We start from the raw sequence: 24,244 nt of genomic DNA on the forward strand, positions 1-24,244 counted from the left end.
AGAGGGAATGCTATCCATCTCGGAATGGTTGGCAAAATCCTCCAGTGTTTTTACTAAGAGTTGTCAAACAATCCGAAACTGGTTTGGAGAAATAATTAGTTATTTCGAGCGAAGGACAACGAATGGGGTGGTCGAGGGAATCAACAATAAACTTAAACTAATAAAACGGAGAGGCTATGGCTTTAGAAACTTTCGGAATTTTTGGGTTAGAAGTATGTTATCTTGGCATCTTGTATGTTGATTTAGCATAAAGAGTAACGAAGAGCCTAATCAATGGAGAGCAGCTGAAGAAATGACACCTAATCTAGAAATCTTGGTTAGAGGTGTTAGCTGGTTAAATAACAGCCAACCAAGAACAATAATTTATAATGTCAATGTTCCCATTGTTAATAACAACAATATTGATTTGTGCCTTTTAAAATGTGATTCGACGCAATTAGCTAATCAAAAAATCAAAAAACAAACCTTACAATCTGCTGATTTATACATTGCTTTGGGAGAATTGAAAGGTGGGATTGATCCCGCAGGATCAGATGAACATTGGAAAACTGCTCGTACTGCTTTGCAGAGAATTGATGATGCTTTTAGAAAAATATCTAAGCATCCTTATACTTTTTTTATCGGCGCTGCTATTGAAACAAAAATGGCCAGGGAAATTTATCAGCAATTAGAGACGAAAAAACTCACCAATGCCGCTAACTTAACCAATGATAATCAACTGGTTTCAATTATGCGTTGGCTATGCCATCTTTAAGCTTAATTAATATCTAGAAAATCACCCCTCAAATAAAGAAGTTATCTCACCATTAAGATAACTGCTGTAATTAACTTACGTTATGGTATAGAATTACAATATTTATTAAATTTTACCCTATCGATCCAAAAAATCTTTTTCTACCACAATAAACTACTTTTGAGCAATTAATTAATAAAATTTAATAAGTAGAAGCACAGGCAAAAAATAAAACTCCCTCAACTAACTGAGTGAATTCGTTGAATTAACCGTAAAGCTTTGTAAAGCAACGCTCGCTTGAGCTTGAGTCGGAAAAAATAAAAAAGGAATGACTAGAGTAGAAATGGCGGCTAAGTTTTTGAGCATTCTAACTTCTCTTTTTTGCTAAATATTTTAAGTGCGATCGCCCTATAGCACCCAAGTAAAGCAACAACCCAACCCAGTACAGAAGGCAGATAGCAAAGTCATACACATTTACACCTAAATAACTGTATTAAAAGCTACAATTTAATAAATCTTTACATTTCTCTCCCTCATGGCTGACGCTAGTATCTGCGCTACTTCCTTGTCAGCATCAGGATTTTCAGCGATTTTGGGATTTTCAGGATTATTGGATGACGATGTAAAATAATACACCACCAATGCCTGGCGATATGGAATCACTACACTCCGAAGGAAATGCGATCGCTAAAATATTGAAATGTTTCCTTAAACTGATTATTATATGAAAGAGATTGTTTTCTATCGTACCCAGTCAGGAGCCAGCCCCGTTGAAGATTTTTTAAATTCTCTGTCTGGAAAACAAGCTCAAAAAGTTTGGTTTTACGCTTAATTCAGGAGTTAGATTCTGTACCGAGTCAATACCTTAAAAAATTAGTAAATACTGATGATATTTGGGAAGTGAGAGTTCAGGTTGGCAATAATATATTCCGTCTGCTGGGCTTTTTTGGAGAAAATGATTTAATTATTTTAACGAACGGATTTGCCAAAAATACTCAAAAAACACCATCCCAAGAGATTAATTTGGCACAGCAACGAAAACGAGACTACTTAAACAGGAGATTCGACGATGAGTGATGTGGAACAATATATTAACAGAAGAAAACAAACTGACAGTCAATTTTCCCAAGGCTTCGAGTTTGGTTATCTCAGTTTCAAGCTGGGAGTTATATTAGCGCAGGCAAGAGAAGAAGCTGGACTGACCCAGGAAGAATTAGCGCCTAAGTTAAATTGGGATAAAGCAACAGTTTTCAACCTAGAAGAGAATGTGGAATCTGTCGGTATTTCTACTTTCTGGGAAGGTCGATTAATTGCCAAGCTAATTTAGCAGCCCCCACCATGCCAGCGCGATTACCTAACTCAGCCGTTAACACCTCTAATCCTTCTCTGGAACTAGGTAAAACCCGTCTTTCGATTTCTGTGAGGAGAGAGGGAAAGAAAAACTTAGCACTGGCACTAATACCGCCGCCGATAATTACCGCCTCTGGGGTGAGAACATAGAGTAAACTGGCGATACCAGCCCCCAGTAAACAACCGTAACCCTGCCAAAATTGTAAAGCCCCTTGATCGCCTTTTTCGGCCAATTCTGCCAATTGCTTCGGTTCTTTGCCAGTCATCCGGCGAATAGCTTGCAGGGAGGCGTACTGTTCCAAGGAACCCTGATTACCGCTATTGCACAATGGACCGTCAAAATTGAGGGTTATTAAGCCTAATTCTGCGGCCGTTCCCTTGCTGCCCACAAATAAGTTACCATCGAGGATAATTGCCCCTCCTACTCCCGTCCCCAAAGTTAACAGGATCAAGTTTTGAAAGCGTTTGCCCGCTCCTAACCAAGCTTCTCCCAAACCGGCACAATTGGCATCATTGGCTAAAATTGTCGGCATTCCCGTGCTTTCTTCTAACCAATCGGCCAGGGGAATATCCCGCCATCCTGCCAAATTAATCGCTATTTTGGCAATTCTTCCCTGAGCATCCGTCGGACCCGGCGCTCCCACACCGATGGCTTGACAACTTTTATCTAAATTTACTTGACAAATGCCTTGATGTATGGTAAGGGCGACTTCTTTGGGTGTAGCGGGTTGGGGAGTGGGCAAGCTGAGAGATTCGAGACAATTGCCCTCCTGGTCAAATTTACCAATTTTAATAGCGGTTCCACCTAAATCGACACCTATGACTGTTTTCACCATCGGGCTTTCCTGTTACTCTGGGAATAGGTAGGTTTATTATCACTCTTTTTGGCGGTTTTTTTCGCAGTTAGATGTGATCGAGAGGATAATTCGGCTAAACTGGCAAAACTAGCTGATTGATTAGCCCCAAATTTCTTCTATAGTTTAGATGCCTGCAGCTTATTTCCTGATTTTTCTCCATTTTTAAGTTAGGTAGGTGTTAAAAATTATCAGATGCCCCCTTATTAAGGGGGGATTAAGGGGGGGCAGGGGGGATCGAAGCTAAAATCCATTTTTAATTTAATTATAACCAGCTACTTAAAATGATGAATATTACTATTTCAAATCTCTACGATAGCGATTATCAACTTTGGGTAGAAAATACTATCAACCAATTGCGTCAGGGGGATTTTCAATCGGTAGATTGGCAAAATTTATTAGAGGAGTTGGCAGATTTGGGGAAAAGTGAACGACGAACATTAGAAAGTTTATTAACTCGACTTTTAGAACATTTACTGAAGTTAACTTACTGGCAATCCCAACGGGATTATAATCAAGCTGGATGGAAAAAAGAAATTCGCAATTTTCGGATTCAGATCAAAAAAATTCTTAAAGAGAGTCCCAGTTTAAAGCTCTATTTAAGAGAAATTTTGCAGGAATGTTATCTCGATGCTCGCAATCTGCTTATTGACGAAACCGAATTAGATGCTAGTATTTTCCCTCTGGAAGTGTTAGCTAATCTAGAGGAGATTCTCGATCAAAATTGGCTGCCGGATTGGGAAGCTATCAGCAAGGATTCTGAACAGTGCAATTAAGGAGTAAAAAATGATGAATATGACCATTTCAAATCTCTACGATAGCGATTATCAACTTTGGTTAGAAAACACTATCAACCAATTGCGTCAAGGCGATTTTCAAGCGGTAGATTGGCAGAATTTATTAGAGGAGTTGGCAGATTTGGGGAAAAGTGAACGACGAGCATTAGAAAGTTTATTAACTCGACTTTTAGAACATTTACTGAAGTTAACTTACTGGCAATCCCAACGAGATTATAATCAAGCAGGATGGAAAGGGGAAATTAGAACCTTTCGGAAACAAATCAAGAAATTACTGAGAGATAGTCCCAGTCTCAAACCCTATTTATGCGAGATACTTGAGGAATGTTACAGCGATGCTCGGGAGATAATTATTGATATAACCCAATTAGATGCCAGTATTTTCCCTGGGGAAGTTTTAGCTAATCTAGAGGAGATTCTCGATGAAAATTGGCTGCCGGATTGGGCAGCTATCAGCAAGGATTCTGAACAGTGCAATTAAGGAGTAAAAAATCATGAATATTACCATCCCAAATCTTTACGATAGCGATTATCAACTTTGGTTAGAGTCCACTATCAACCAATTGCGTCGGGGGGATTTTCAAGCGGTAGATTGGCCGAATTTATTAGAGGAGTTAGCAGATTTGGGAAAAAATAATCGACGAGCGCTTAAGAGTCTCTTAACTCGACTTCTAGAACATTTACTGAAGTTAACCTACTGGCAATCCCAACGAGATTACAACCAAGCGGGATGGAAAAAAGAAATCAGGAATTTTCGCCTACAAATTGCTGATCTTTTAGCAGATAGTCCCAGTTTAAAGTCCTATTTAAGGGAAATTTTAGCAAAATGTTATCTCGATGCTCGCAATCTGCTTATTGACGAAACCAAATTAGATGCCAGTATTTTCCCTGGGGAAGTGTTAGCTAATCTAGAGGAGATTCTCGATGAAAATTGGTTGCCGGATTGGGGAGATATAAACAGGGATAAATCTTCCGAGGTGAACTAAAGATTAGCTTCACCTACCCGGTTTACAGACATTATAGTCCTCGTGAGAGATCACCGCCTCTGGGACGAGAAGATTGCCGTGGTCGCGACAGATGAGGCGATAATTGCGGGTAACGGGGATACTGATAATAAAGCGATCGTGTCGCAATCGTTTACCGTGGAAATCTCGATAATTGCGGTGATTTTGCAATCCTTGCAGGATTTCCCTAGCTTTAAGTACCACATTTTTCGGTAATTCCCGCAGATCGATCGGATCCTGGGAAAAAGTGGCTTCCCAAGCATTTTTTTGACGTTTTCTTTCTTCCCAAGCGGCATCTAGTTGAGCGCAATGATGGCAGACTTGGCCATAACCCTTGTGACCACAGGGAAACTTCTTCTTTCTTCTGGACATAATACCATCTGTCTGTAAGGCTGTGAGAGACTATTCAAGAGCGGTAAAGCTTGCTTCACTTTTGGCAGATGGAGAAGAAAGTCTTTACCCAGTGATTATCTATACTTACCAGCATACAGGGATCGATACCTCGTTTGGCCATTGACCAGCCAGAAAGTTGATCTTGGTTAGTTAGGGACTGCTGTCACCAACAGGATTAAGGCTGCTTAGAATAATTCCCATTCTTGGGTTCTTAAACGTTTGAGAATAGCTAAACGGCTACTAAAATAATTAGCACAGAGACGACTATAATCGGTTAAACGCAGGTTATTTAAGCTAATTGACCAAGACCAAATATAGGCCGCTTGGGTGAGATACTGAAGACAAGATAATTCACCATGGGTTAAAGGCACTGTTTGCTCGTAACCTTGGATAAAACTGTGGCGAATCTGGCGATTTAAGCCGGATTGTAGGGAAACTTGCAAAAATTTAGCGATATCAAAAACTCGCCAACCATAACCGCACTGATCGAAATCAAATAGGGTCATCTGATTATCAGGGGTGATATGCACATTACCACTATGAGGATCGCCCCAACAAATACTCCAATAGGGAGATTCTGTCGGTAATTTGGCGGTTTCTTCCTCTATTTCCCCAATGGTTTCTAAAACACAGTCTAGGTCCCTCGGTCGTTGGTGCAGAAAAGGTGCGATAATTTGCAGGGAATCCTCGAGAAGATATTTGAGGTTGAGGGGATGACGATAGGCTAGGGGTTGAAAATCTGCCGTCACCCGATGTAAATTAGCTACGATCGCCCCTAAATGATAGGCTTGTTCTATATCCATATCCCCAATAGCAATTCCCCCAGGAGCATAGGGAAAGAGGACGGCGTAACGTTTCCCTTCCGGAGCATTAATTTCTAGGGATAAATCACCGTTTTTGCTGCGAATTGGCGCGGCGACGGGAACCTGAGAGCGATCGAGATAATCTAATAATTCTAACTCGAAGTCGATTTCCATTTTGCTGCGCCAATGGCAGTGAGATACGCGCAAAATGTAGGGAGTTGTCAGGGTTTCGAGGAGATACACATCACTTAAACCCCGATGCCAAAATTGACAATTTTTCGGCATATCAATCTCGTAACGAGAAAAAACCAAATCTGCTAGGGCAGCGGGAGCCAGAGTGGAGTAGAGTGTGGGAAAAGTCCATTCTCCAGTGCGAAAATTGGCAGCGGGAGAACTAGAAGGCAGTAAATTGAGCGAAGCCAGAAAAGTCGTCACGGTTCCCTCCCGATGCAAGTGTGGACAACGCTCGCATCATCCTATTTTATAGGCCACATATATTACAAATCGGTTTGATCGCTCCGTATATTTCGCTACATTCCTCTGACGGTGATCAGATTTGAGTTTTCACTACCCACAGCAGTTATCCGAGTGGTGAGATGGGAAGTTTTCGTTTTGAGTAGTAGGTTGTTAATATCAAATTAGTTTACACTTCTTGATCAGAAACGCTGTATCTAATTCAGTCCCGGGAGAAAGTCGGCTCTCTTGGGTTTGGTGGGTAAAATGTATTCTAAGATACATTCCTCCTAGCGGGGGGATGGAACGAACCACAAAGACACAAAGATTGATCGATCGTATTGTAAGTTAAACTGATCACACAGAACCTAGAAGAGCCGAAAGTCTTTCTGTTGATTGAGCTTTTTTAATCTAGCTTTTCAAGAAGCGGAATCAGCTTGGTTCGTTCGTTCGCTTGTGCCACCCTACTTTCTTCGCTTACAATCCTTTTGTCTCCTCCATCAATTTTTCGAGCTTCCCTTTTTAGTTACCTTACCCAATTATCAATTATGAATAACACTGAAATCGACTTTCCCAAAGGCTCTAAGAGTGACCTAAGAGATGTTATCACAAATCAGTTACTCATTTTTTTAGAAGCCCAAAATTATGACGCAGTTAAAACTCTATTAATTCCTGTGGCTTCCGTGGATATAGCAGAAGCGATCGCGGACTTACCTAAAACCCTACAAATCATTGCTTTCCGACTTTTAAATAAATCTCAAGCCATTGACGTTTATGAACATTTAGATAGAAATACCCAATATTTATTAATCGAAAAGTTTAAAAATGCGGAAGCAAATGAAATTATTAATAATATGTCTCCTGATGATCGAGTCAAGTTATTTGATGAGTTACCTCCTCAATTAGCGAGGACTTTAGTAGCTCAATTATCCCCTGAAGAAAGAGAGTTAAATGCTTTATTGTTCGGGTATTCTGCTGATACAGCAGGGCGAATTATGACCCCGAAATATATCTATGTTAAAGAAACTATTACCGCTAATGAAGCCCAAGCTAAAATCAGAAATTTAGCCGATAAAATTGAAGTGGCTTACTATATCTATGTGACAGATAATAACAAGAGATTACAAGGAACCTTATCTTTAAAAGATTTAATTGTTGCTAAACCAGAAGCCATAATTTCTGAAATTATGAACAGAAATATTATTTATGCCTATACCGATACAGACCAAGAAGAAGTCGCTAAATTGATTCAACGCTATGATTTATTAGCTTTGCCAATTGTTGATAAAGATGAAAACTTATTAGGGGTAGTTACGGTAGATGATGTCATCGACATTTTAGAGGAAGAAGCAACTGAAGATATTTATAAAATGGGAGCAATTAACACGGAATCCGATGATCCAAATTACTTTAAATTGGGCTTGTATAAAATCACAAAAAAACGAATACCCTGGTTATTAATTTTATTAATCACGAATTCTGGAACAGTTTTTTTAATGAGTAATTTTGAGGAAGTATTAGAAGAAGTAGTTGCCTTAGCCTTTTTTACGCCATTATTAATTGATGCAGGGGGAAATATAGGTGCACAGTCATCAACCGTTGTTATTAGGGGATTAAGTACCGATGAATTAAGAGATAAAAAACCGCTTTCAATTATTGTGAAAGAGTTAATAACAGGGGGATTATTAGGAATAATTTTAGCCGTCATTGTAATTGCCATGATTTTTGTATTCTTAGGTAAACCAGAGATTGGTTTTATAGTGGGAATTAGTTTAATTGCTATCTCAATTATTGCAGCGACAACAGGTACAGCATTACCTTTTGTCTTTAACAAAATGGGATTCGATCCTGCTTTAATGTCTGCTCCTTTTATTACGACAGTGGTTGATGTTTTAGGAATTTTTATTTATTTCAGTATTGCTCAATTAATCCTAAAGGAAAGCTTGAGAAATTGATGGGCAAGTCAAAAACATTAGGCCGATTTAAGTCTGAATTGGCGTTCCATAATTTCCCCAGAGTTATATCTTTGAGCGCTCGATAATTTTTAATCCTCAATCCCTCAATTCCAGCCATTATTTAGTCCCGTTTCTCATTACTAAAGTAATTTGGCTCTCTTAGGTTTGGTGGGTAAAATGTATTCTAAGATACAGTCCTGCTGGCGAGCGCGCGGAAGGAACCACAGAGACACAGAGGACACAAAGATCGATCACTACTATAAGTAGTCGTGCAAAATTAATTTCCTAGTCAAGATAGGCAAAAGGCAAAAGCTTTATCGAAATGTGTAACTAATTTTGCTTAGGTACTTATAAGTAGTCGTGCAAAATTAATTTCCTAGTCAAGATAGGCAAAAGGCAAGAGGCAGGAGGCAAGAAGTGGTTAGATATGTGTAATTAATTTTGCTTAGGTACTTATAAGTTAAACTGATCACACAAAGAATAAGAGAGCCGTAATTTGAGCAATTTCTCCCCGGAGAATATATAGTATAGACTGATTCTAGAGCGGTTATTAATAGAGTTCTTGCCTAATTAATTTTTGAGAGTTCAAAAATGAGAAAAATAGGCATAAAATTGCATAAAATCCCTAGATAGAGCATTTAATTGATTAATGCTCATTCTTAATTCTCCTGACTACTGACTACTGGCTACTAACTCCTCACCTAAGGTCAGATTTTTGATTTTTGCCAGAGGTCTAATTACTGACCCGATTCGATCGCTCCTTCAGCCTCATGGACAATTGCTCTCAATCGATCTAAAGTTTTCTGGTCCACCTGGGTCCATAATCCCCGTTGTTGAGCCTCTAATAATCTTTCGGCCATATCTCGCAATGCCCAGGGGTTTTTCTCCTGAATAAATTGTTGTACCTTCTCGTCAAATAAATAAGCTTCGGCTACTCCCTGATAGATAAAATCCTCCACTAGGTGAGTAGTGGCAGAGTAGGCAAAAATATAATCTACGGTTGCAGCCATCTCAAAAGCGCCTTTATAGCCGTGTCGCATCACTCCCGCTATCCATTTGGGGTTCACTACTCGCGAACGGTAAACCCGGCGAATTTCTTCCTCTAGGGTTCTGATGCGGGGATTTTCCGGTCGGGAATGATCACCAAAATAGGTGACGGGATTTTTGCCAGTTAATGCCCGGACACTGGCAGTTAAGCCGCCTTGAAACTGATAGTAGTCATCGGAGTCGAAAATATCGTGTTCTCGATTGTCCTGATTGTGCAGCACTATCTCTAATTCTTGCAGTCTATTTCTCAATACTTCTGGTAAAGAATGGGCAGTTCCTTGACTATCATAGGCATAACAACTCCAGTTAATATAAGCATTAGCTAAGTCTTGATCATTTTGCCAGTTTTGTGACTCGATTAACCCCTGTAAACCGGCCCCGTAAGCACCCGGTTTGCAGCCAAAGATTCTGGCAGTAGCTCTCAGTTTCGCCTCTTTTTCTCCTAAGCCCTGATTTAGCCAAAACTCCCTCTCTGTCTTGACTTTCGCCGCTAAAGGATTAATTTTTTCCTCTTCCTCTTGACAAGCTACCGCATTTATGCCAGAATTAAGAAGATGTAGTATGCTGGGGAAACTGTCCCTAAAAAAGCCCGATACCCGAACGGTCACATCAATGCGAGGACGGCCTAAGCTAGACGGGGTAAGGATTTCAAACCCGACCACCCGACGGAAAAAACCATCCCAAAGGGGACGAATTCCCAGTAAAGCCATGGCTTCGGCCACATCTTCGCCACTATTTCTCATCGTCGAAGTTCCCCAGATAGAAATCGCCAAAGTGCGGGGATATTCGCCATTTTCTTGGGTATAACGTTCAATTAGTGCCTCTGCGGCCTTTCTTCCCACTTCCCACGCGGTTTCTGTGGGGATTGCGCGGGTATCGACAGAATAGAAATTTCTGCCGGTGGGGAGAACATCAGGACGGCCGCGGGTAGGAGCGCCAGAAGCACCACTGGGGACGTATTGGCCAGCGAGACCTTTTAAGAGATAGGTAAGTTCATCGGGGGTTTGTTTTAAAGCAGGAATTAACTGATTTTCTAGCCAAACCAATTCTTTTGCCGTATTTTCGCCTAGAGGTTCAATTTTCTGGCTAATTAAATCCTGAGCGAGACTTTCCAGATAAGTAGTAGTATCGTTATATTCCGTCAGGGGGTCGCAGTCGAGATGGAGGTCAAGGGCAAGGGAACGGGTTAAACCGGGGCGGTCGGGACTAGGAGAACGAGCGATCGATTGGATTAAATCAATTAACTGCTGACCCTGGGGACATTGACCGAAGATATGTAAACCGTCGCGGATTTGTGCTTCCTTGAGTTCACAGAGATAACCATCCACGAGGGTGAGAAATTGACCAAAGGAAGCGTTGGTCGCAACGCGCTCGCTACGCGAGATCGTGCCTAGCTCTCGATCGAGATTAGTTTTCGCCACCAGATCGTTAATCCGCTCGCGAATCAGAGCTAAACGAGAAGGATCAAGAGATTCTGCCTGATAATATTCATCGATGAGAGACTCTAACTTTTCCCAATCCCCATACAATTCCGCTCGCGTCATCGGGGGAGTGAGATGGTCGATGATAACAGCTTGGGAACGTCTTTTAGCGTTGGAACCTTCTCCGGGGTCATTGACAATAAAAGGATAAAAATTCGGCAGCGACGAGAAAGCAATTTCGGGATAACAATGGGGAGAAAGAGCGAGACTCTTCCCGGGTAGCCATTCTAAATTGCCGTGTTTACCAAGATTAATCACAGCAGTGACTTGAAATTCCTGTCGTAACCAATGGTAAAAAGCGAGATAGCTGTGGGTAGGTTCCAGGTCGGGGGAATGATAATTAAGAGTCGGGTCAAGGTCATAACCGCGAGAAGGTTGAATACCGATAAAGACATTACCTAACTGGAGGCCCGGGATAGGAAAATCTCCGTCTGGATGTCCCCAACGGTCAAGGAGAGCGCTTTGATTATCGGGGGGAAGGGAGGAGAAATAATCTAGATATGCTTCTAGGGAGAGAGATTGATAGATAGGTTTTAATTCCCTTGTCTCCAGGTCATTAGTGATACCAGAAATAAGCAATCGCATTAATTCGTCGCTATGGTCGGGGAGGTCGGTGAGGGTATAACCTTGGGTTTGTAATGCGCGAAGAATTTCCAAACCACTAGCGGGAGTATCTAAACCGACTCCGTTAGCGATACGACCATCCTTATTGGGATAGTTGGGGAAAATGAGGGCAATTTTTTTCTGGGAGTTGGGAAGGGAGGAGAGTTGACAATAGTTTGCGGTTAAATCAGCGACAAAATCAACCCGGTGGGGGAGGGGTTGATAGATAACTATTTCCGTTTCTAGTTTGGGATGTCGGGTGAGGACAGATTTAAAGGAAATAGCACGGGTGATAATTTTGCCATCCATTTCTGGTAAAGCGATATTCATGGCCACATCCCGGGGGGAAAGACCTTGATAACCCTGTTGATAAGCTTCTAAACTGCTGCTGCTGAGGATTACTTGGAAGATGGGTTTATTGAGGGACTGCCAGAAGTGATGATTTTGTTTGTCTTCCGGTCGCTGGATAGAGAAGCTAGTGGTATCGAGAATTAGGTCTGGGGGATGGTGGGAAAAGAGGGTTAATAGTTCCTCTTGCACTTCAATTTCCCGCAGAGAGGAGAGAAAGATAGGGACAGTTTCCATATTTCTTTGGGTGAAAGCGCTGATTAAAGCATCGATAGCTTTGGTATTACCCGCGAGATAATGGGAACGATAGAAAAGTATCCAAGTCCGTGCTTGGGGTTGGGATAGGGTTGTCTGGGAATAGATTCCCAACCTAGGGACAACCTGAGGAGGAGAGGGAGGATAGTCGAGATGGAGACAGGTATGCGCGATAAATTTAGCAGCATTAATCCAGTTATCTATCCCTGCTTCCGTGAAATAGCACCATAGCTGGTTAACAATAGTCAGGGAAGCAGTGGAATGACTCATCAACTCTAAATCCGGTTTATCCTCTCCCGGGAGGACAAATAAAGTCGCACCGGTTTCCTCGACAATTTCCTTAACTACTTCCAACCCGTAGGACCAACTCCCCCGTCCCCCCAATAAGCGAAGAATAATCACTCTTGCTTGGGATAGTACCTTGTCCCCATAGTTATCGATACTGTATTGCTGCTGTAACTGGGATAAATTCAGGGCGCGAATTGCGGGAAAATTGTCCGGTAGATGGTCGATAGCTGCCGCTAGAGTTTGAATATCGGTATCAGCCATGGTGAGGAGAACAATCGGGGCCGGATTTTGGTCAATAATAATCACCCCTTCGGTATCTGCTGTCCAACCACCCGCTTGGGGAGCAATACGGTGCATAAGTTTTGAGAGTCAGGTTAAATAATGATTAGGTTTTGAGAATCAGGGTCTCGATCGAGGGATCATTCTTAGGTAGATAGAGATGATTATATCTGTCTGCGGCAATTTAAAGAACAGGGAATAGGGAATAGGGAATAGGGATTAAGAAAACTTGACCAAAACCCAAACCCCAGTCCCCTTACTGATAACTAGGGTTTGGGAAGTGGGAAGTGGGGAAGTGGGGAAGTGGGGGAATTTCAACTAAAACCCTAACACCCTAACACCCCAAAAACCGAACACCCCAAGACCTCAACACCCCAAAACCCGACCACTCTATCTGCTGCCTTCTGATAACTGATAAATGATAACTGATAAATGATAACTGATAAATGAACGCTTCTCCCGCTTATGTTTGCTGTCAAGTGTTGTCATCTACTCACCTCGAACAAATTCGTTCTTGGTGGGGACAGTTGGCAATACAGGTAACAGGGCCGAGGATTAGTCTCAGTGAAAGAGATATTCCCCTACAGACAGGGGAAATCTATCAACTCTTGCTTTCCACTGACCTACAAGCTTTATTGTTAGCCAGTCCCCAAGGGCATAATTTTCAGTACGAAGTCCGCATTAGTTTTGAAGCGAACACGATTAAAAATTTTCTGCAAGGACTGGCTGTCAAGTCTCTCCACCACACGAAAATTGAGCAGGGTTATCAAATTTTAAATCTGCCTCTGTCCATTAATGTCAGCAGTTTTCAAAATAAAATTTTAGTCAAAATTCTCTCGATAATTTCTTCTCCGGCTGCTGAGGGGGGTTGTCCCCGCGTCTTCTCTGTTTGTCAACCGGTAGAAGCGGCCCTATCCCAACAAATCGAACAGGAAAGATTATTAAACCAAGTCATCACCCAAATTCGTCAGAGTCTGGAGTTACCGGTGATTCTGGAAACCGTGGTCAGGGAAGCGCGGGAGTTTCTGCAAGTGGACCGATTGTTAATTTATCAATTTTTCCTTGGTACTGGTGAGGGAAAGGGAAAAATAACTTCCGAGTCGCGCATTTCCGACCAGATAAATTCGGTGTTAAATTTAACCCCCGAAGACGATTGTTTTTCTTATATTCCCCAATATAAGGAAAAGTATCGTCGAGGATTAATTCTGGCCGTGGATGATGTGGATGTTAACTATTCTTCTTCCTTCTGTTTGTCGGAATTTTTGCGACAACACCAAGTGCGATCAAAATTAATCGCCCCGATTGTGGTACAAGAAGAATTGTGGGGTTTATTAATTGCCCATCAATGTGGAGAAAAACGCCAATGGTTGCCGCAGGAAAAGAAATTTTTAGGTCAGATTGGGGAACATCTCGCCATCGCTATCTATCAAGCGCAATTATATTCCCAAGTCCAGGAACAAAAAGATATTTTTGAGTGCCGGGTAATAGAAAGAACCCAAGAATTACAAGATACTTTAATGGCCGCAGAAGCCGCTAACCTCTGCAAAAGTGAATTTTTAAATAATATGAGTCATGAGTTATTAACTCCCCTAACTTGTATTATCGGTTTGTCCAGTACCCTGCAAAAATGCTCGGCAGCCAGTAATTTTTTACCTCCCGACAAACAAAAACACTATCTACAAGTGATTCAGGATAACGGCAATAAACTATTAGAATTAATTAATGACTTGCTTAATTTCTCGCAAGTTTCGGCAGGAAAAGCTGTTTTAGATATTAAACAATTTTCGCTAAAATATCTCTGTAATCATGTTTTAGAAATTATCAAAACAGAGGCAGAAATTAAAGAAATTAATCTAATTTTAGAGATGAAAATCACCGAAAAAGAGCATTATTTTTATGCCGATTATGATCGAGTTCAGCAGATACTTTTGTACTTGTTAAAAAATGCCCTGAAATTTACCCCCGAACAGGGTGCTATCACGCTGAGACTGTGGAAAGAAGGCAGTCAGGTCATTTTTCAGGTAGAGGACACGGGCATCGGCATTCCTGCTCAAAAAATACCGCTTCTGTTTGAAAAATTTACCCAATTGGATGGCTCCCGTAAACGTCGTTATGGTGGTATGGGATTAGGATTGGCTTTAACTAAACAATTAGTGGAACTGCATCGCGGCACGATCGAGGTAGAATCTTGCTTAGATAAAGGTTCCATTTTTACCGTCCGTTTACCTCAACAAAAGCCTCCCAAATCTCAACCGCAACTCTCAGAGCATAATCCCCATTTTAATCAGCACCACCCCACTGTAGTTTTAATTGAAAGTGACGAAGAAATTGCCAATCTTATTTGTGAGTTATTGATGGTGGCACATTATCAAGTTATTTGGTTAATCGATAGTGTCTCCGCTATCAAAAAAATTGAGATCGTGCAGCCAAGTATTATAATTGTCGATCGGAAAATGCCCGATATATATCATCTCTGTCATCTCTTAAAAAAATCCAGCCAAACTCAAGCCAGTAAAGTGCTAATCTTGAATGATACCCCTGAAATCAGCGTTAATTTTCTCGGCCGTCATGGCATTGATGACTATCTGCTCAAACCGATTCAACCCTCCCTATTGTTGGAAAAAATCCGCTATCTAACCGCTTTATAAGTGGGGTTTGCGGCAAAAAGTTTTTCGGTGGGTGTAGGGTGTGGGGTTTTACCAATTTTCATCTGGTCAATACTTTTCCTTTTTCCTCAGAAAATAGGACTCGAAAACTAACTATAAAATAGCTAATTTTCAAGTCCTTAATTGTAGGAATCCTAGGCTAAATTAGGACTCACTTTCGATATAGATAAATAACAAACCCATCACTACGGCTGGCATTAACCAACAGACGATCGGGATTAAAATCCAAGGCAGATAAGAAGCTGCGTAGGCACCAGTCATGTCAAATGCTCCTAGTAAAAAAATAAGGAAATGATAATCAGGTAGAACAAGGGTTAATTATTGATTAAAAACCCCGCGCATGATGCCATCAACGACACCAAGATTTTCTAGGAGGAAATAGGCCACAAAAGCGCCACCCATACCACCAATAAAGAAACCGGCGGCGAATTGACTCCAACCCTCGGAGGATTGCAGAGGATCACCACTAGCGGCCTTACCTTGGAAGGAGACAAGACCATAACTAGCTAAACAACCCGTAGCCAAGAGAACCATGGCTAAAGCGGGGATTAAGCCGCCGAGATTAGCATATTCCGAGTCTCTCAGGGGACCCAGGACAACCCAGGGACCACCGAGGAAATAACCGTGGGCCATACCCACTTCTAGACCGCGCAGAATCGGAGCTAGACCGGGACGATAGGCAGGTAAGTTACCAATAAAAGCTTTGGTAAAACCAGAAGCGGAAATGGGGGTAGCTAGATGACCAATGAACGGATCATCATTGTAGGGTGTCACCACCTGTTTGTATCCAGTTTCAGCCATTGTGTTTGAGTTCTCCTTTTTCCGATCAACAGGAAAATTGATCATAAAACTTTAAGATTACACTTTAGGCCTAAGAATTACTTCAAGCAACCCCATCGATCGAGTTTTCAAGGGTTGACGGCTGAAACTCTCACAATTCGTTACATTTCTCTCAGGAGACGGGGGAGTGGGGAGCCTGGTTTCAGTGTTGCCAAAGGCACGGCGTAGCCGTCCAGTAAACAGTAAACAGTGAACTGAAAACTCACATCTGATACTAAATCCGTTGAGTATAGGCTACATATCAGGATAGGCAAGAGGCAAGGGGCAAGGGGCAAAAGGAGGAATAGATAATCAGTCTTTAATAACTGGATTTAGTATGATATAGCCTTTTTCAGTCTGCTGAGCTACAAAAGTTATGGGTTTTAGGCACTCATGCACTCATGCAAGAGGCAAAAGGGAAGAAAAATAGGTGTACCTCACTAGCTTAGGAAACGCTATAACTGCTCACTGATAACTGCTCACTGATAACTGCTCACTGATTAAGGGATAATCAACACTGGACAGGGGGCAAGGTTAATAACTTTGGTGGTGACGCTTTCGGACACACCTTCGCTAGTTAATCCTAAACCGCGACAACCCATAACAATCAGGTGAGCATTAATTTCATCGGCTACATCACAGATGACAAAAGAAGGCATTCCCTCCCTTTCAATCATTTCCGCCTTGATGCCAGCTTGGGCAAAAATCGCTTGCGCTGATTGTAACAATCTATCCACCGCTTCGATCGAACTCATCTTATCGTCGGGGGCAATTTCTCCGGTGGGTGTTGTTTCCACCACCGACAACAGGACCAAACGACTGTCAAAGATTTTGACTAATTCGATCACGCTACTGGTAGCGTCGCGACTTTCGCGGCTGTGGTCGATGGGAAATAAAATCGTCTCAAACATAATTAGCAAGTCTCTCCAATCAAATTTTTCTGAGCAAATCAGTCTTGGAACTGCAAAACTGATCCCCAAATCTGAAATAATCTTTGTCAAAGTAATTGCCGCAAGTAGCGATACCCTGATTTAATCTTTATTGTACGGTAAGCAATCTAGGAGGTTATGGGCTGTGCCAAAAAAAACAGTAGCGAATTTAACAGAGGCTGATTTAGCGGGCAAACGGGTCTTAGTTCGGGTCGATTTTAATGTTCCCATGGACAAAGCCACCGGGGCAATCAGCGATGATACCCGCATTCGGGCGGCACTACCAACTATTGAGGATTTAATCAAAAAAGGGGCTAAGGTTATTTTATGCAGCCACATGGGTCGCCCCGACGGTCAAGTTAAAGAAAATTTGCGTCTGACTCCTGTGGCTAAACGTCTCTCGGAATTATTGGGACAAGAAGTAATCATGTGTCCCGATTCTATTGGTGAGGGAGTGACGGCAGCGATTAGTCAAATGTCTAACGGTCAAGTGGCCCTTTTAGAAAATCTGCGTTTCCACGGTGAAGAGGAGGCAAATGATCCCGATTTTGCCAAAAAATTAGCCGCTAATGCCGATTTATACGTTAATGATGCTTTTGGTACCGCCCACCGCGCCCACGCTTCCACGGAAGGCGTTACCCACTATCTCAGCCCCTCGGTGGCGGGTTATTTGATTGAAAAAGAGTTAAACTACCTACAAGCAGCTATTGAAACTCCCCAACGTCCCCTAGCGGCGATTATCGGCGGTTCTAAGGTTTCTAGTAAAATTGGCGTGATCGAAACTTTATTAGAAAAGTGCGATAAACTGCTCATCGGTGGCGGTATGATCTTTACTTTCTACAAGGCCCGCGGTTTAAGTGTTGGTAAGTCTTTGGTGGAAGAGGACAAACTGGAATTAGCCAAATCCCTGGAAGCGAAAGCTAAAGAAAAAGGAGTGGAATTCCTCCTTCCTACCGATGTGGTGTTAGCGGATCAATTCGATAAAGATGCCGAGTCCCAAATCGTCAAGGTCGAAAATATTCCCGATGGTTGGATGGGATTGGATATTGGACCTGAATCAGTTAAAGTTTTCCAAAAAGCTTTATCTAACTGTAAATCTGTCCTCTGGAATGGCCCCATGGGGGTGTTCGAGTTCGATAAATTTGCGGCGGGTACAGATGCGATCGCTCACACTTTAGCCGATTTAACCGCTACGGGTACAACTACCATTATCGGTGGTGGTGACTCGGTAGCGGCGGTAGAAAAAGTGGGAGTGGCGGAAAAAATGAGCCATATTTCCACCGGTGGTGGCGCTAGTTTGGAATTACTCGAAGGGAAGGTTTTACCCGGTATTGCCGCTCTCGATGAGGCCTAATTATCGCTAATATCTAAGGTTTAAACAAGGTGGGTGCTGGCCCACCTTTTTTTTATGAATTATGAATTATGAATTAGGGAGTGGGTTTTTCAAGTTGGATTGGGAGTTAATCATATCAAGACTTTTTCAACAAAAATAGTTGCGTCATTAGGATACTTCAATCGCAGTAAAATCCACTCGCTGATATAAATCTGTCAGGGATATTTGAAAATCTAGAGAAAACAAAGTTAAAATTGCTTCTTGATCGTGATAATCTCGAAATGCCCAATGATCGCCCCTTTTATGAAATTGTTCGATATAATAACCATATTGATCAATTAAAATATATTCTTCAAAACTATTAAGAGAACGGTAAAATTTAAACTTATCACCCCGATTATAGTCTTGAGTAGATTTTGATAAAACCTCGATAATCACCTGTGGATTGGTAATCGTATCGGTGCGTCCTCTTTCAAGAATTGGTTCTCCCTTGACGATCATAATATCGGGATAAGTGTACACATTATAGGCGGGTATTGCCAAGCGTAGATCGGTGATAAATATATCATAGGCTTGATTCTGGATAGTTAAGGGAAATCTTCTGTAAAAATTTCCCGCAATGCGATTATGGTTAGGAGTTCCCCCGGTCATAATAATAATTTCTCCATCTCGATACTCGTGTCTGTCGGTGGCAGTTTCCTCTAGTTGAAAGTATTCTGCGACTGTGTAGCGTTTCTCAGTGGTTGCGACCATATTGCCCCCTTGAAAGCAAAGCTCTGTTTTTATAATAACCTGTTTTCCGAAAAGGTAAGTAGCTGGTTATAATTAAATTAAAAATGGATTTTAGGTTCGATCCCCCCTGCCCCCCTTGATAAGGGGGGTGTCTGATAATTTTTAACGCCTACCTACTTACAATTATCGGTTTTAATCAGGTGCTGACTGCTGTATAAATATGGAGAGACCTTGTTAACAAGGTCTCTCCAAAGTGGGTGGGATTATTGTTGTTAATTTGTTAATCTGGTTGGGATAATTTGAGGATAGCACCGGTGACTTTCATGCTTTCTTGATAAAGCACGTCCTGGCCCCAACGCTGTAACTGTTTACCTAGCAGAGTTTCTGTTTTTTGGTCTTCCAGATGGGACACTTGTTCAACCCGGCAAGATTGGGCCCCTCCCGAAGCTTCCATCCGCATACAGCCGGTAGTTCCCGAACAAATTACCGTGCAACAATCAGCCTGAAGATTAGTAGAACTGAGTTTAATACTAATCAGATCCCCTTGTATCTCACCCCAATCGGCCACGGGAATACCAGCTAATTCCGCCTCAATTAAACGCTGGTCCTGACCGAGGAAGCTAATCCGATGAATAGCGTAATCTCCCGACCGGTGACTATATCCCACCGGTCGCCATTGTAACCGGCTGGCCATCCAACCGAGGAACATAAAAGCTTGGCAAGGATTGCCCTTTTCGTAATCAATAGTAATGCGATCGACTTCCAGAATAGCATCCCGGCGCTCCGGCGGATCAAAAGCTTCGGCGGTTAGTTCTTGCCAAGGGGCGAGACGACTCCAGTTTAGGTCAGCCAATGGTACATCTGTGGCTAATAAATCCCCCACCTGCAGCAGTTCCGTTTCTGGTTCCCGAAAAGTGCTGGAATCGACGATAATCCTATCACATTGACTGGCCAGACGCTTAAATAGTCCATATTCGCCATCGGGACTGGCTTTCCACCAGAGAAATTTGGGCAAACTGGGAATAGTTAACTCGGAAATAATGCCACCAATTCGTTCCAAAGCTTCCGCCGTACCGCTTAAAGTGACGTATTCACAGCAAACTAAAGTGTTCTGACTACGTTTGTTAACGGGACAATAGGCAGAAACGGAGGCTTTTACCCCTTCATCGGCCTCGGCAGTGGGACAGAGGGTAATAATGCGACAGGGATTGGAAGCGGCGATCGCATCTGCCACCCCAATCGCATCCAAATCGGCGGCGTATTGACGATGATTAGCCCCATCCTCGGCGTTTTTTTCCGCTTCCCAGGCCGCCCTTAACCGAGCGACAAATTCATCGCTAGAAAGCCCAGTTACTTCTAGTTCTAGGTCCTTCTGGGCGACTTTGATGGCGGCGTGGGTCCGCGGACCGGCAATACCATCAATCGGGCCAGTGTAATAGCCGAGAAGGGTTAACAATTCCTGTACCGCATCGGGTTCATAGACAATAAAGCTAAAGGTGGTGGCCCGGGTGGCGGCCATACCATCCTGATTATCATTATAGGATTGCCAGATATCGCGCAGTTCCTGCTCGATCACATCGATGGAAACATCTTTTGGTGCTTGCAGGGAGACAATGGGGGGGCTTTGGGTAGTCATGTCAGTTATCAGTTATCAATTATCAGTGATTCAGTTATCAGTTACCAGTTATCAGTTATCAGTTACCAGTTATCAGTTATCAGTTACCAGTTATCAGTTATCAGTTACCAGTTACCAGTTATCAGATGTGAGTTTTTAGTTTACTGTTTACTGTTTACTGATTACTGGTCACTGTTCACTGTTTTAGAGTCGTCGCCAACGACGGCCATCGCGGTTAAGGAGAAATTCCGCTTCTGTGGGTTCCCAGGTACCCGCTTCGTATTGGGGTACGGAGGCAGGATCGGCGGGAGCGTCCCAAGCGGCAAGAGCAGGAGTAACGATGCGCCATGCTTCTTCTACCTCGTCAGAACGGGTAAATAGGGTTTGATCTCCTAGCATAGCGTCTAAAAGTAGGCGATTATAGGCATCGGCGCTGGTGACACCGAAGGAGGAACCATAACTAAAGTCCATTTCTACCGTGCGTGTGCGTAATTCCGACCCCGGCATTTTCGCCTCAAAACGGAGGGCAATACCTTCGTTAGGCTGAATCCGCATACTCAGTACATTTGCATTAGTTTGTTGGGCTGCCGATTGGAAGATTAATAACGGCACATGGCGGAATTGAATGGCAATCTCGGAAACTTTTTTGGGCAGACGTTTACCAGTACGCAGATAGAAGGGGACACCTTGCCAACGCCAGTTATCTACCATTAATTTCATGGCCACGTAGGTGGGGGTGGTCGATTCGGGATTAACCCCCGGTTCTTCCCGATAGCCCGGAATGGGTTTTCCTTTCATCCAACCAGCTTTATACTGGCCGCGGATGGCGGATTTTTCCAGGTTATTAATATCGGCCAGGTGAGTCGCTTGCAGGACTTTGACTTTTTCGCCACGGACACTATCAGCGTTAATAGCGTTGGGTGCTTCCATCGCCGTTAAGCAGAATAACTGCATCAGGTGATTTTGCACCATATCCCGCAAAGCCCCCGATTTTTCGTAATATCCGGCCCGCTCCTCCACTCCCACGGTTTCGGCCACGGTAATCTGGACGTGATCGATAAATTGACGATTCCAGAGGGGTTCAAAGATGGCGTTAGCAAATCGGAACACCAGCAAGTTTTGGACGGTTTCCTTGCCCAAATAGTGGTCAATGCGATAAACTTGGTTCTCCTGACAAACCTCTTGTACGACTCGATTGAGAACTTGGGCAGAACTGAGGTCTTTGCCAAAGGGTTTTTCGATCACTAACCGGTGTTTAATTGGGTCTTTCAGCATTCCGGCTGCCCCGAGGTTTTTAAGACCGGGGGGAAAGAAATTAGGAGAAACCGCTAGATAAAAGACTCGATTGCCACGAGTTCCCCGGATTCCGTCTAATTCTTCCAGAAAGACTTTCATTTTGGCGTAACTTTCTGGGTCGTCCATGTTGCCAGGGAAATAGTACAACCCTTGGGCGAAGTCTTGCCAATATTCCTCACTACCAATCCCGTCGGAAAATTCTTCGATGCCTTGGCGCATCTGTTGGCGAAAATAATCATGACTCCACTCTCGGCGCGCTGTACCGACGATGGTTAATTCGGCCGGTAGTCGTCTTTCCCGTTTCAGTTGATAGAGAGCAGGAACCAGTTTTCTTTGGGTTAAGTCTCCCGATGCCCCAAAAATGACTAAGATTAAGGGTTCTGGGGTTCTTTCTTGTCGCAATCCCACTCGGAGAGGATTTTCGAGCAGCTTTACCATAGGATTTTGTCTAGCCGAGGTGCATTATTTTCCAGTCTAGCGGGAATACTCGACGGCATACCTAAAGTAAAAATTAATAACCACAATCAGTAATCAGTAATCAGTGACCAGTAATCAGTAATCAGTCATCGGTCATCAGTCATCAGTAATTGGATAATATCTTTAGGCCTTTTTGATCTCAAAAAGTTCTGGGCATGGGAGTGAGCGGGGGGAAAATTCAGGGACTTTTTCCCTGAATTTTAGCTAATTGACCACCCAAAAATGGGTGAAACCCCACACCCTACCCCTAGGAAAAACTTTTTGCCGCAAACCCTACTTATTTTTTGGCGGTTTTAACACAATCGAGGGTACGGACGATGGCGGCTGCTGCGTAGTTACGACGGGTGGGATCATTTGGTACAAAAGCACTACCCTGTTCGTTCAAGGGAGAGGCCACAGCGCAAAATCCCGACATCTGGGTAATTAAACCAGCGGCCCAATGACCAGAAGTATCGGAAAAATTGGCGGGGGTTTTAGTTTGGGCCAAATCGGGGGCTTGTTTTTGCTGAGTTTTCAGGTAGGTGGCGGCCTGTTTGAGAATCGCCATCAATTCGGCCCGGGTGATGGGGTCGCCCGGACGGAATTCGCCGTTAGCTTTGCCGGCAACAATACCATTAGCCCGGGCCCATTGGATTTTTTTGGCACTCCAACGCGTCGCGTCCACATCGTTAAAACTGCCGCTGCCGGGGGGAATCTCTTCTAGGTTAATTTTGGTGACAGTTCCCATCCCCTCAATAATCATCGAGATGAATTGTTCCCTGGTAACGGGATTTTCGGGGCGGAAGCTGTTATCTTCTTTAAAACCAGCCACTACCCCAAGCGCGATCGCTTTTTCAATCTCAGTTTTATAGATATCGCCGCTAATATCCCGGAAACTGGCCCCGGAAGTGGGGGGGGCAGTGGGGGGAGGAGTGGTTTCGTTGATAGGAGGTCTGCCGGCGGCTGCGAGAACTTCCGTTTCTTTGCCGCTAAAGTAGAAGTGGCCTAAACTTTTGCCTTGGAAAGTACGACGGCTAAATCTCCAACCCGGTTCGAGGATAATTTTCATAAATCCCGTTTGCATTCCTCGGGTTTTTCCCACCACTAATTCCGGTCTGCGAGCATCCCGGGGAGTTCCCACTAAGTATAATTCGCCATTGCGTTCCACAATACGCAGGATGTAATCTAGCCCAAAATCCCGGCCATCGAGACGGATAGAATAACCATTACTATCGGTGGCGCGGCGACAAATGCCGGTAAAGTCAAAGTTGAGAAGCAGCGGGTCGATCATGACGGGATTTGAGCCGCTTTCGCTCCAACACTTCTGTTTTCCCTGGATTTGTTCCAAGACTAGCAGGTCAAATTTATTACCTCCGTAGGGACGAGCGATCGCTACTACCTGGGTCTGCTCGATGTCCTGTTCGTCAAAGTTGGCCGCTGGTGTGGCAGTTATGCCCAAGGTCATTAGGGCGGTTAGGGCGATCGATAATCTAGCTTTCATGATCTTTATCTATAAGACGATTTTTGCAGTAAAAATAATAGACGTGCTAATCCCACTATTCTAAGACTGAATACTTCCGGTTGTTGTTCCAGACTGCGCCGGATTGTTGTCTGTCTGCACAACTTTTCTCTCAATCTTCAATTTCCGAACCTATTGATACTAGCAATATTCTGCTTGAACTGGTGGGTTGATCAATATTAGCTCGGTTAGCTGTTCAAACTGGCGAGATTTTGGCGAATTGTTGAAAATTTTAG

General features: G+C 43.1%; 22 protein-coding genes and 1 pseudogene. 11 read left to right on the top strand and 12 right to left on the bottom strand.

Annotated elements, in window-relative coordinates:
- The 4 genes from IQ224_RS06825 to IQ224_RS06840 all read left to right on the top strand — a co-directional run.
- The coding region (locus IQ224_RS06825; RefSeq protein WP_194032751.1) for a transposase at positions 1-241 on the top strand (241 nt) is incomplete at its 5' end.
- 51 nt (positions 242-292) lie between these two features.
- Positions 293-754 carry a type II restriction endonuclease gene (locus IQ224_RS06830; protein ID WP_228036118.1) on the top strand — a complete coding sequence of 154 codons (462 nt, stop codon included), beginning with the start codon at positions 293-295 and terminating at the stop codon, positions 752-754.
- Positions 755-1,549: 795 nt separating this feature from the next.
- The gene (locus tag IQ224_RS06835; protein ID WP_002747633.1) at positions 1,550-1,810 is read left to right on the top strand and encodes a type II toxin-antitoxin system RelE/ParE family toxin; all 261 of its coding nucleotides are present in this window, start codon (positions 1,550-1,552) and stop codon (positions 1,808-1,810) included.
- Positions 1,803-2,060 (top strand): helix-turn-helix domain-containing protein, encoded by a 258-nt coding sequence (locus IQ224_RS06840; protein ID WP_194032752.1) that lies wholly within the window; start codon positions 1,803-1,805, stop codon positions 2,058-2,060. Before IQ224_RS06835 ends, IQ224_RS06840 begins: the two co-directional genes overlap by 8 nt.
- On the opposite strand, the gene IQ224_RS06845 is transcribed toward IQ224_RS06840, so the two are convergent.
- Complete coding sequence (locus IQ224_RS06845; protein WP_002735729.1) at positions 2,020-2,919, bottom strand: ROK family protein; 900 nt, start codon at positions 2,917-2,919, stop codon at positions 2,020-2,022. The genes IQ224_RS06840 and IQ224_RS06845 overlap by 41 nt on opposite strands.
- A 302-nt stretch (positions 2,920-3,221) precedes the next feature.
- Between IQ224_RS06845 and IQ224_RS06850 the strand changes: the two genes are divergently transcribed.
- From IQ224_RS06850 to IQ224_RS06860, 3 genes are read left to right on the top strand one after another with little or no spacing between them, the layout of a single operon-like run.
- Positions 3,222-3,713 (top strand): DUF29 domain-containing protein, encoded by a 492-nt coding sequence (locus IQ224_RS06850; protein WP_036402562.1) that lies wholly within the window; start codon positions 3,222-3,224, stop codon positions 3,711-3,713.
- A 10-nt stretch (positions 3,714-3,723) separates the two neighbouring features.
- Complete coding sequence (locus IQ224_RS06855) at positions 3,724-4,215, top strand: DUF29 domain-containing protein (protein ID WP_194032753.1); 492 nt, start codon at positions 3,724-3,726, stop codon at positions 4,213-4,215.
- Between the two features lie 13 nt (positions 4,216-4,228).
- Positions 4,229-4,720, top strand: a complete 492-nt coding sequence (locus IQ224_RS06860) for a DUF29 domain-containing protein (protein ID WP_036387316.1) — start codon at positions 4,229-4,231, stop codon at positions 4,718-4,720.
- 9 nt (positions 4,721-4,729) lie between these two features.
- On the opposite strand, the gene IQ224_RS06865 is transcribed toward IQ224_RS06860, so the two are convergent.
- The 3 genes and pseudogenes from IQ224_RS06865 to IQ224_RS24900 all read right to left on the bottom strand — a co-directional run bounded on the left by IQ224_RS06865 (position 4,730) and on the right by IQ224_RS24900 (position 6,748).
- Positions 4,730-5,110, bottom strand: coding sequence for a hypothetical protein (locus IQ224_RS06865; protein WP_002747647.1), 381 nt, complete (start codon positions 5,108-5,110; stop codon positions 4,730-4,732).
- A 206-nt stretch (positions 5,111-5,316) separates the two neighbouring features.
- The gene (locus IQ224_RS06870) at positions 5,317-6,369 is read right to left on the bottom strand and encodes a phosphotransferase enzyme family protein (protein WP_190537331.1); all 1,053 of its coding nucleotides are present in this window, start codon (positions 6,367-6,369) and stop codon (positions 5,317-5,319) included.
- Between the two features lie 198 nt (positions 6,370-6,567).
- Positions 6,568-6,748: pseudogene (locus IQ224_RS24900) on the bottom strand (hypothetical protein).
- A 187-nt stretch (positions 6,749-6,935) separates the two neighbouring features.
- Here IQ224_RS24900 and mgtE point away from each other — a divergent pair.
- Positions 6,936-8,342: a magnesium transporter gene (gene mgtE, locus IQ224_RS06875; protein ID WP_002747656.1), complete on the top strand. Its 1,407-nt coding sequence runs from the start codon at positions 6,936-6,938 to the stop codon at positions 8,340-8,342.
- 737 nt (positions 8,343-9,079) lie between these two features.
- Here mgtE and cobN read toward each other — a convergent pair.
- Entirely contained in the window at positions 9,080-12,721 is a 3,642-nt protein-coding gene (cobN, locus tag IQ224_RS06880) for a cobaltochelatase subunit CobN (protein WP_194032754.1), read from the bottom strand.
- Positions 12,722-13,089: 368 nt separating this feature from the next.
- Between cobN and IQ224_RS06885 the strand changes: the two genes are divergently transcribed.
- Positions 13,090-15,291 carry an ATP-binding protein gene (locus tag IQ224_RS06885; RefSeq protein WP_194032755.1) on the top strand — a complete coding sequence of 734 codons (2,202 nt, stop codon included), beginning with the start codon at positions 13,090-13,092 and terminating at the stop codon, positions 15,289-15,291.
- 162 nt (positions 15,292-15,453) lie between these two features.
- Here the strand turns inward: IQ224_RS06885 and IQ224_RS06890 are convergent, their stop codons facing one another.
- The 3 genes from IQ224_RS06890 to IQ224_RS06900 all read right to left on the bottom strand — a co-directional run bounded on the left by IQ224_RS06890 (position 15,454) and on the right by IQ224_RS06900 (position 17,039).
- Positions 15,454-15,570: a photosystem I reaction center subunit VIII gene (locus tag IQ224_RS06890; protein WP_002737043.1), complete on the bottom strand. Its 117-nt coding sequence runs from the start codon at positions 15,568-15,570 to the stop codon at positions 15,454-15,456.
- Between the two features lie 57 nt (positions 15,571-15,627).
- Positions 15,628-16,110 (bottom strand): photosystem I reaction center protein subunit XI, encoded by a 483-nt coding sequence (locus tag IQ224_RS06895; RefSeq protein ID WP_002737469.1) that lies wholly within the window; start codon positions 16,108-16,110, stop codon positions 15,628-15,630.
- 518 nt (positions 16,111-16,628) lie between these two features.
- The gene (locus IQ224_RS06900) at positions 16,629-17,039 is read right to left on the bottom strand and encodes a universal stress protein (protein ID WP_194032756.1); all 411 of its coding nucleotides are present in this window, start codon (positions 17,037-17,039) and stop codon (positions 16,629-16,631) included.
- 163 nt (positions 17,040-17,202) lie between these two features.
- On the opposite strand from IQ224_RS06900, the gene pgk reads away from it, so the two are divergent.
- Positions 17,203-18,411: a phosphoglycerate kinase gene (pgk, locus tag IQ224_RS06905; protein ID WP_016516026.1), complete on the top strand. Its 1,209-nt coding sequence runs from the start codon at positions 17,203-17,205 to the stop codon at positions 18,409-18,411.
- A 147-nt stretch (positions 18,412-18,558) separates the two neighbouring features.
- Here the strand turns inward: pgk and IQ224_RS06910 are convergent, their stop codons facing one another.
- Both IQ224_RS06910 and opcA read right to left on the bottom strand, forming a co-directional pair.
- Positions 18,559-19,143 (bottom strand): Uma2 family endonuclease, encoded by a 585-nt coding sequence (locus IQ224_RS06910; RefSeq protein WP_002772096.1) that lies wholly within the window; start codon positions 19,141-19,143, stop codon positions 18,559-18,561.
- Positions 19,144-19,402: 259 nt separating this feature from the next.
- Positions 19,403-20,758, bottom strand: coding sequence for a glucose-6-phosphate dehydrogenase assembly protein OpcA (gene opcA / locus IQ224_RS06915; RefSeq protein ID WP_194032757.1), 1,356 nt, complete (start codon positions 20,756-20,758; stop codon positions 19,403-19,405).
- On the opposite strand from opcA, the gene IQ224_RS06920 reads away from it, so the two are divergent.
- Complete coding sequence (locus IQ224_RS06920; RefSeq protein ID WP_194032758.1) at positions 20,757-20,897, top strand: hypothetical protein; 141 nt, start codon at positions 20,757-20,759, stop codon at positions 20,895-20,897. The genes opcA and IQ224_RS06920 overlap by 2 nt on opposite strands.
- Positions 20,898-20,941: 44 nt before the next feature.
- Here IQ224_RS06920 and zwf read toward each other — a convergent pair whose 3' ends face one another.
- A complete protein-coding gene (gene zwf / locus IQ224_RS06925) occupies positions 20,942-22,471 on the bottom strand; it encodes a glucose-6-phosphate dehydrogenase (RefSeq protein WP_036402568.1) in 1,530 nt (509 codons plus the stop codon).
- Positions 22,472-22,787: 316 nt separating this feature from the next.
- Complete coding sequence (locus IQ224_RS06930) at positions 22,788-23,990, bottom strand: DUF3747 domain-containing protein (RefSeq protein WP_002747684.1); 1,203 nt, start codon at positions 23,988-23,990, stop codon at positions 22,788-22,790.
- Between the last annotated feature and the right edge of the window lie 254 nt (positions 23,991-24,244).

Origin of the sequence: Microcystis sp. LEGE 00066 (genome assembly GCF_015207925.1) — a bacterium.
Taxonomy (GTDB): domain Bacteria; phylum Cyanobacteriota; class Cyanobacteriia; order Cyanobacteriales; family Microcystaceae; genus Microcystis; species Microcystis ichthyoblabe_A.

Excerpts from the sequence above, each read along its gene's own strand:
- IQ224_RS06850 (WP_036402562.1), top strand. The coding sequence starts at position 3,222 with ATGATGAATATTACTATTTCAAATCTCTACGATAGCGATTATCAACTT.
- IQ224_RS06865 (WP_002747647.1), bottom strand. The coding sequence starts at position 5,110 with ATGTCCAGAAGAAAGAAGAAGTTTCCCTGTGGTCACAAGGGTTATGGC.
- IQ224_RS06890 (WP_002737043.1), bottom strand. The coding sequence starts at position 15,570 with ATGACTGGTGCCTACGCAGCTTCTTATCTGCCTTGGATTTTAATCCCG.
- cobN (WP_194032754.1), bottom strand. The coding sequence starts at position 12,721 with ATGCACCGTATTGCTCCCCAAGCGGGTGGTTGGACAGCAGATACCGAA.
- IQ224_RS06860 (WP_036387316.1), top strand. The coding sequence starts at position 4,229 with ATGAATATTACCATCCCAAATCTTTACGATAGCGATTATCAACTTTGG.
- IQ224_RS06895 (WP_002737469.1), bottom strand. The coding sequence starts at position 16,110 with ATGGCTGAAACTGGATACAAACAGGTGGTGACACCCTACAATGATGAT.
- IQ224_RS06920 (WP_194032758.1), top strand. The coding sequence starts at position 20,757 with ATGTCAGTTATCAGTTATCAATTATCAGTGATTCAGTTATCAGTTACC.
- IQ224_RS06910 (WP_002772096.1), bottom strand. The coding sequence starts at position 19,143 with ATGGTCGCAACCACTGAGAAACGCTACACAGTCGCAGAATACTTTCAA.
- IQ224_RS06885 (WP_194032755.1), top strand. The coding sequence starts at position 13,090 with ATGAACGCTTCTCCCGCTTATGTTTGCTGTCAAGTGTTGTCATCTACT.
- opcA (WP_194032757.1), bottom strand. The coding sequence starts at position 20,758 with ATGACTACCCAAAGCCCCCCCATTGTCTCCCTGCAAGCACCAAAAGAT.
- IQ224_RS06845 (WP_002735729.1), bottom strand. The coding sequence starts at position 2,919 with ATGGTGAAAACAGTCATAGGTGTCGATTTAGGTGGAACCGCTATTAAA.
- IQ224_RS06830 (WP_228036118.1), top strand. The coding sequence starts at position 293 with ATGACACCTAATCTAGAAATCTTGGTTAGAGGTGTTAGCTGGTTAAAT.
- zwf (WP_036402568.1), bottom strand. The coding sequence starts at position 22,471 with ATGGTAAAGCTGCTCGAAAATCCTCTCCGAGTGGGATTGCGACAAGAA.
- IQ224_RS06840 (WP_194032752.1), top strand. The coding sequence starts at position 1,803 with ATGAGTGATGTGGAACAATATATTAACAGAAGAAAACAAACTGACAGT.
- IQ224_RS06855 (WP_194032753.1), top strand. The coding sequence starts at position 3,724 with ATGATGAATATGACCATTTCAAATCTCTACGATAGCGATTATCAACTT.
- IQ224_RS06930 (WP_002747684.1), bottom strand. The coding sequence starts at position 23,990 with ATGAAAGCTAGATTATCGATCGCCCTAACCGCCCTAATGACCTTGGGC.
- IQ224_RS06900 (WP_194032756.1), bottom strand. The coding sequence starts at position 17,039 with ATGTTTGAGACGATTTTATTTCCCATCGACCACAGCCGCGAAAGTCGC.
- mgtE (WP_002747656.1), top strand. The coding sequence starts at position 6,936 with ATGAATAACACTGAAATCGACTTTCCCAAAGGCTCTAAGAGTGACCTA.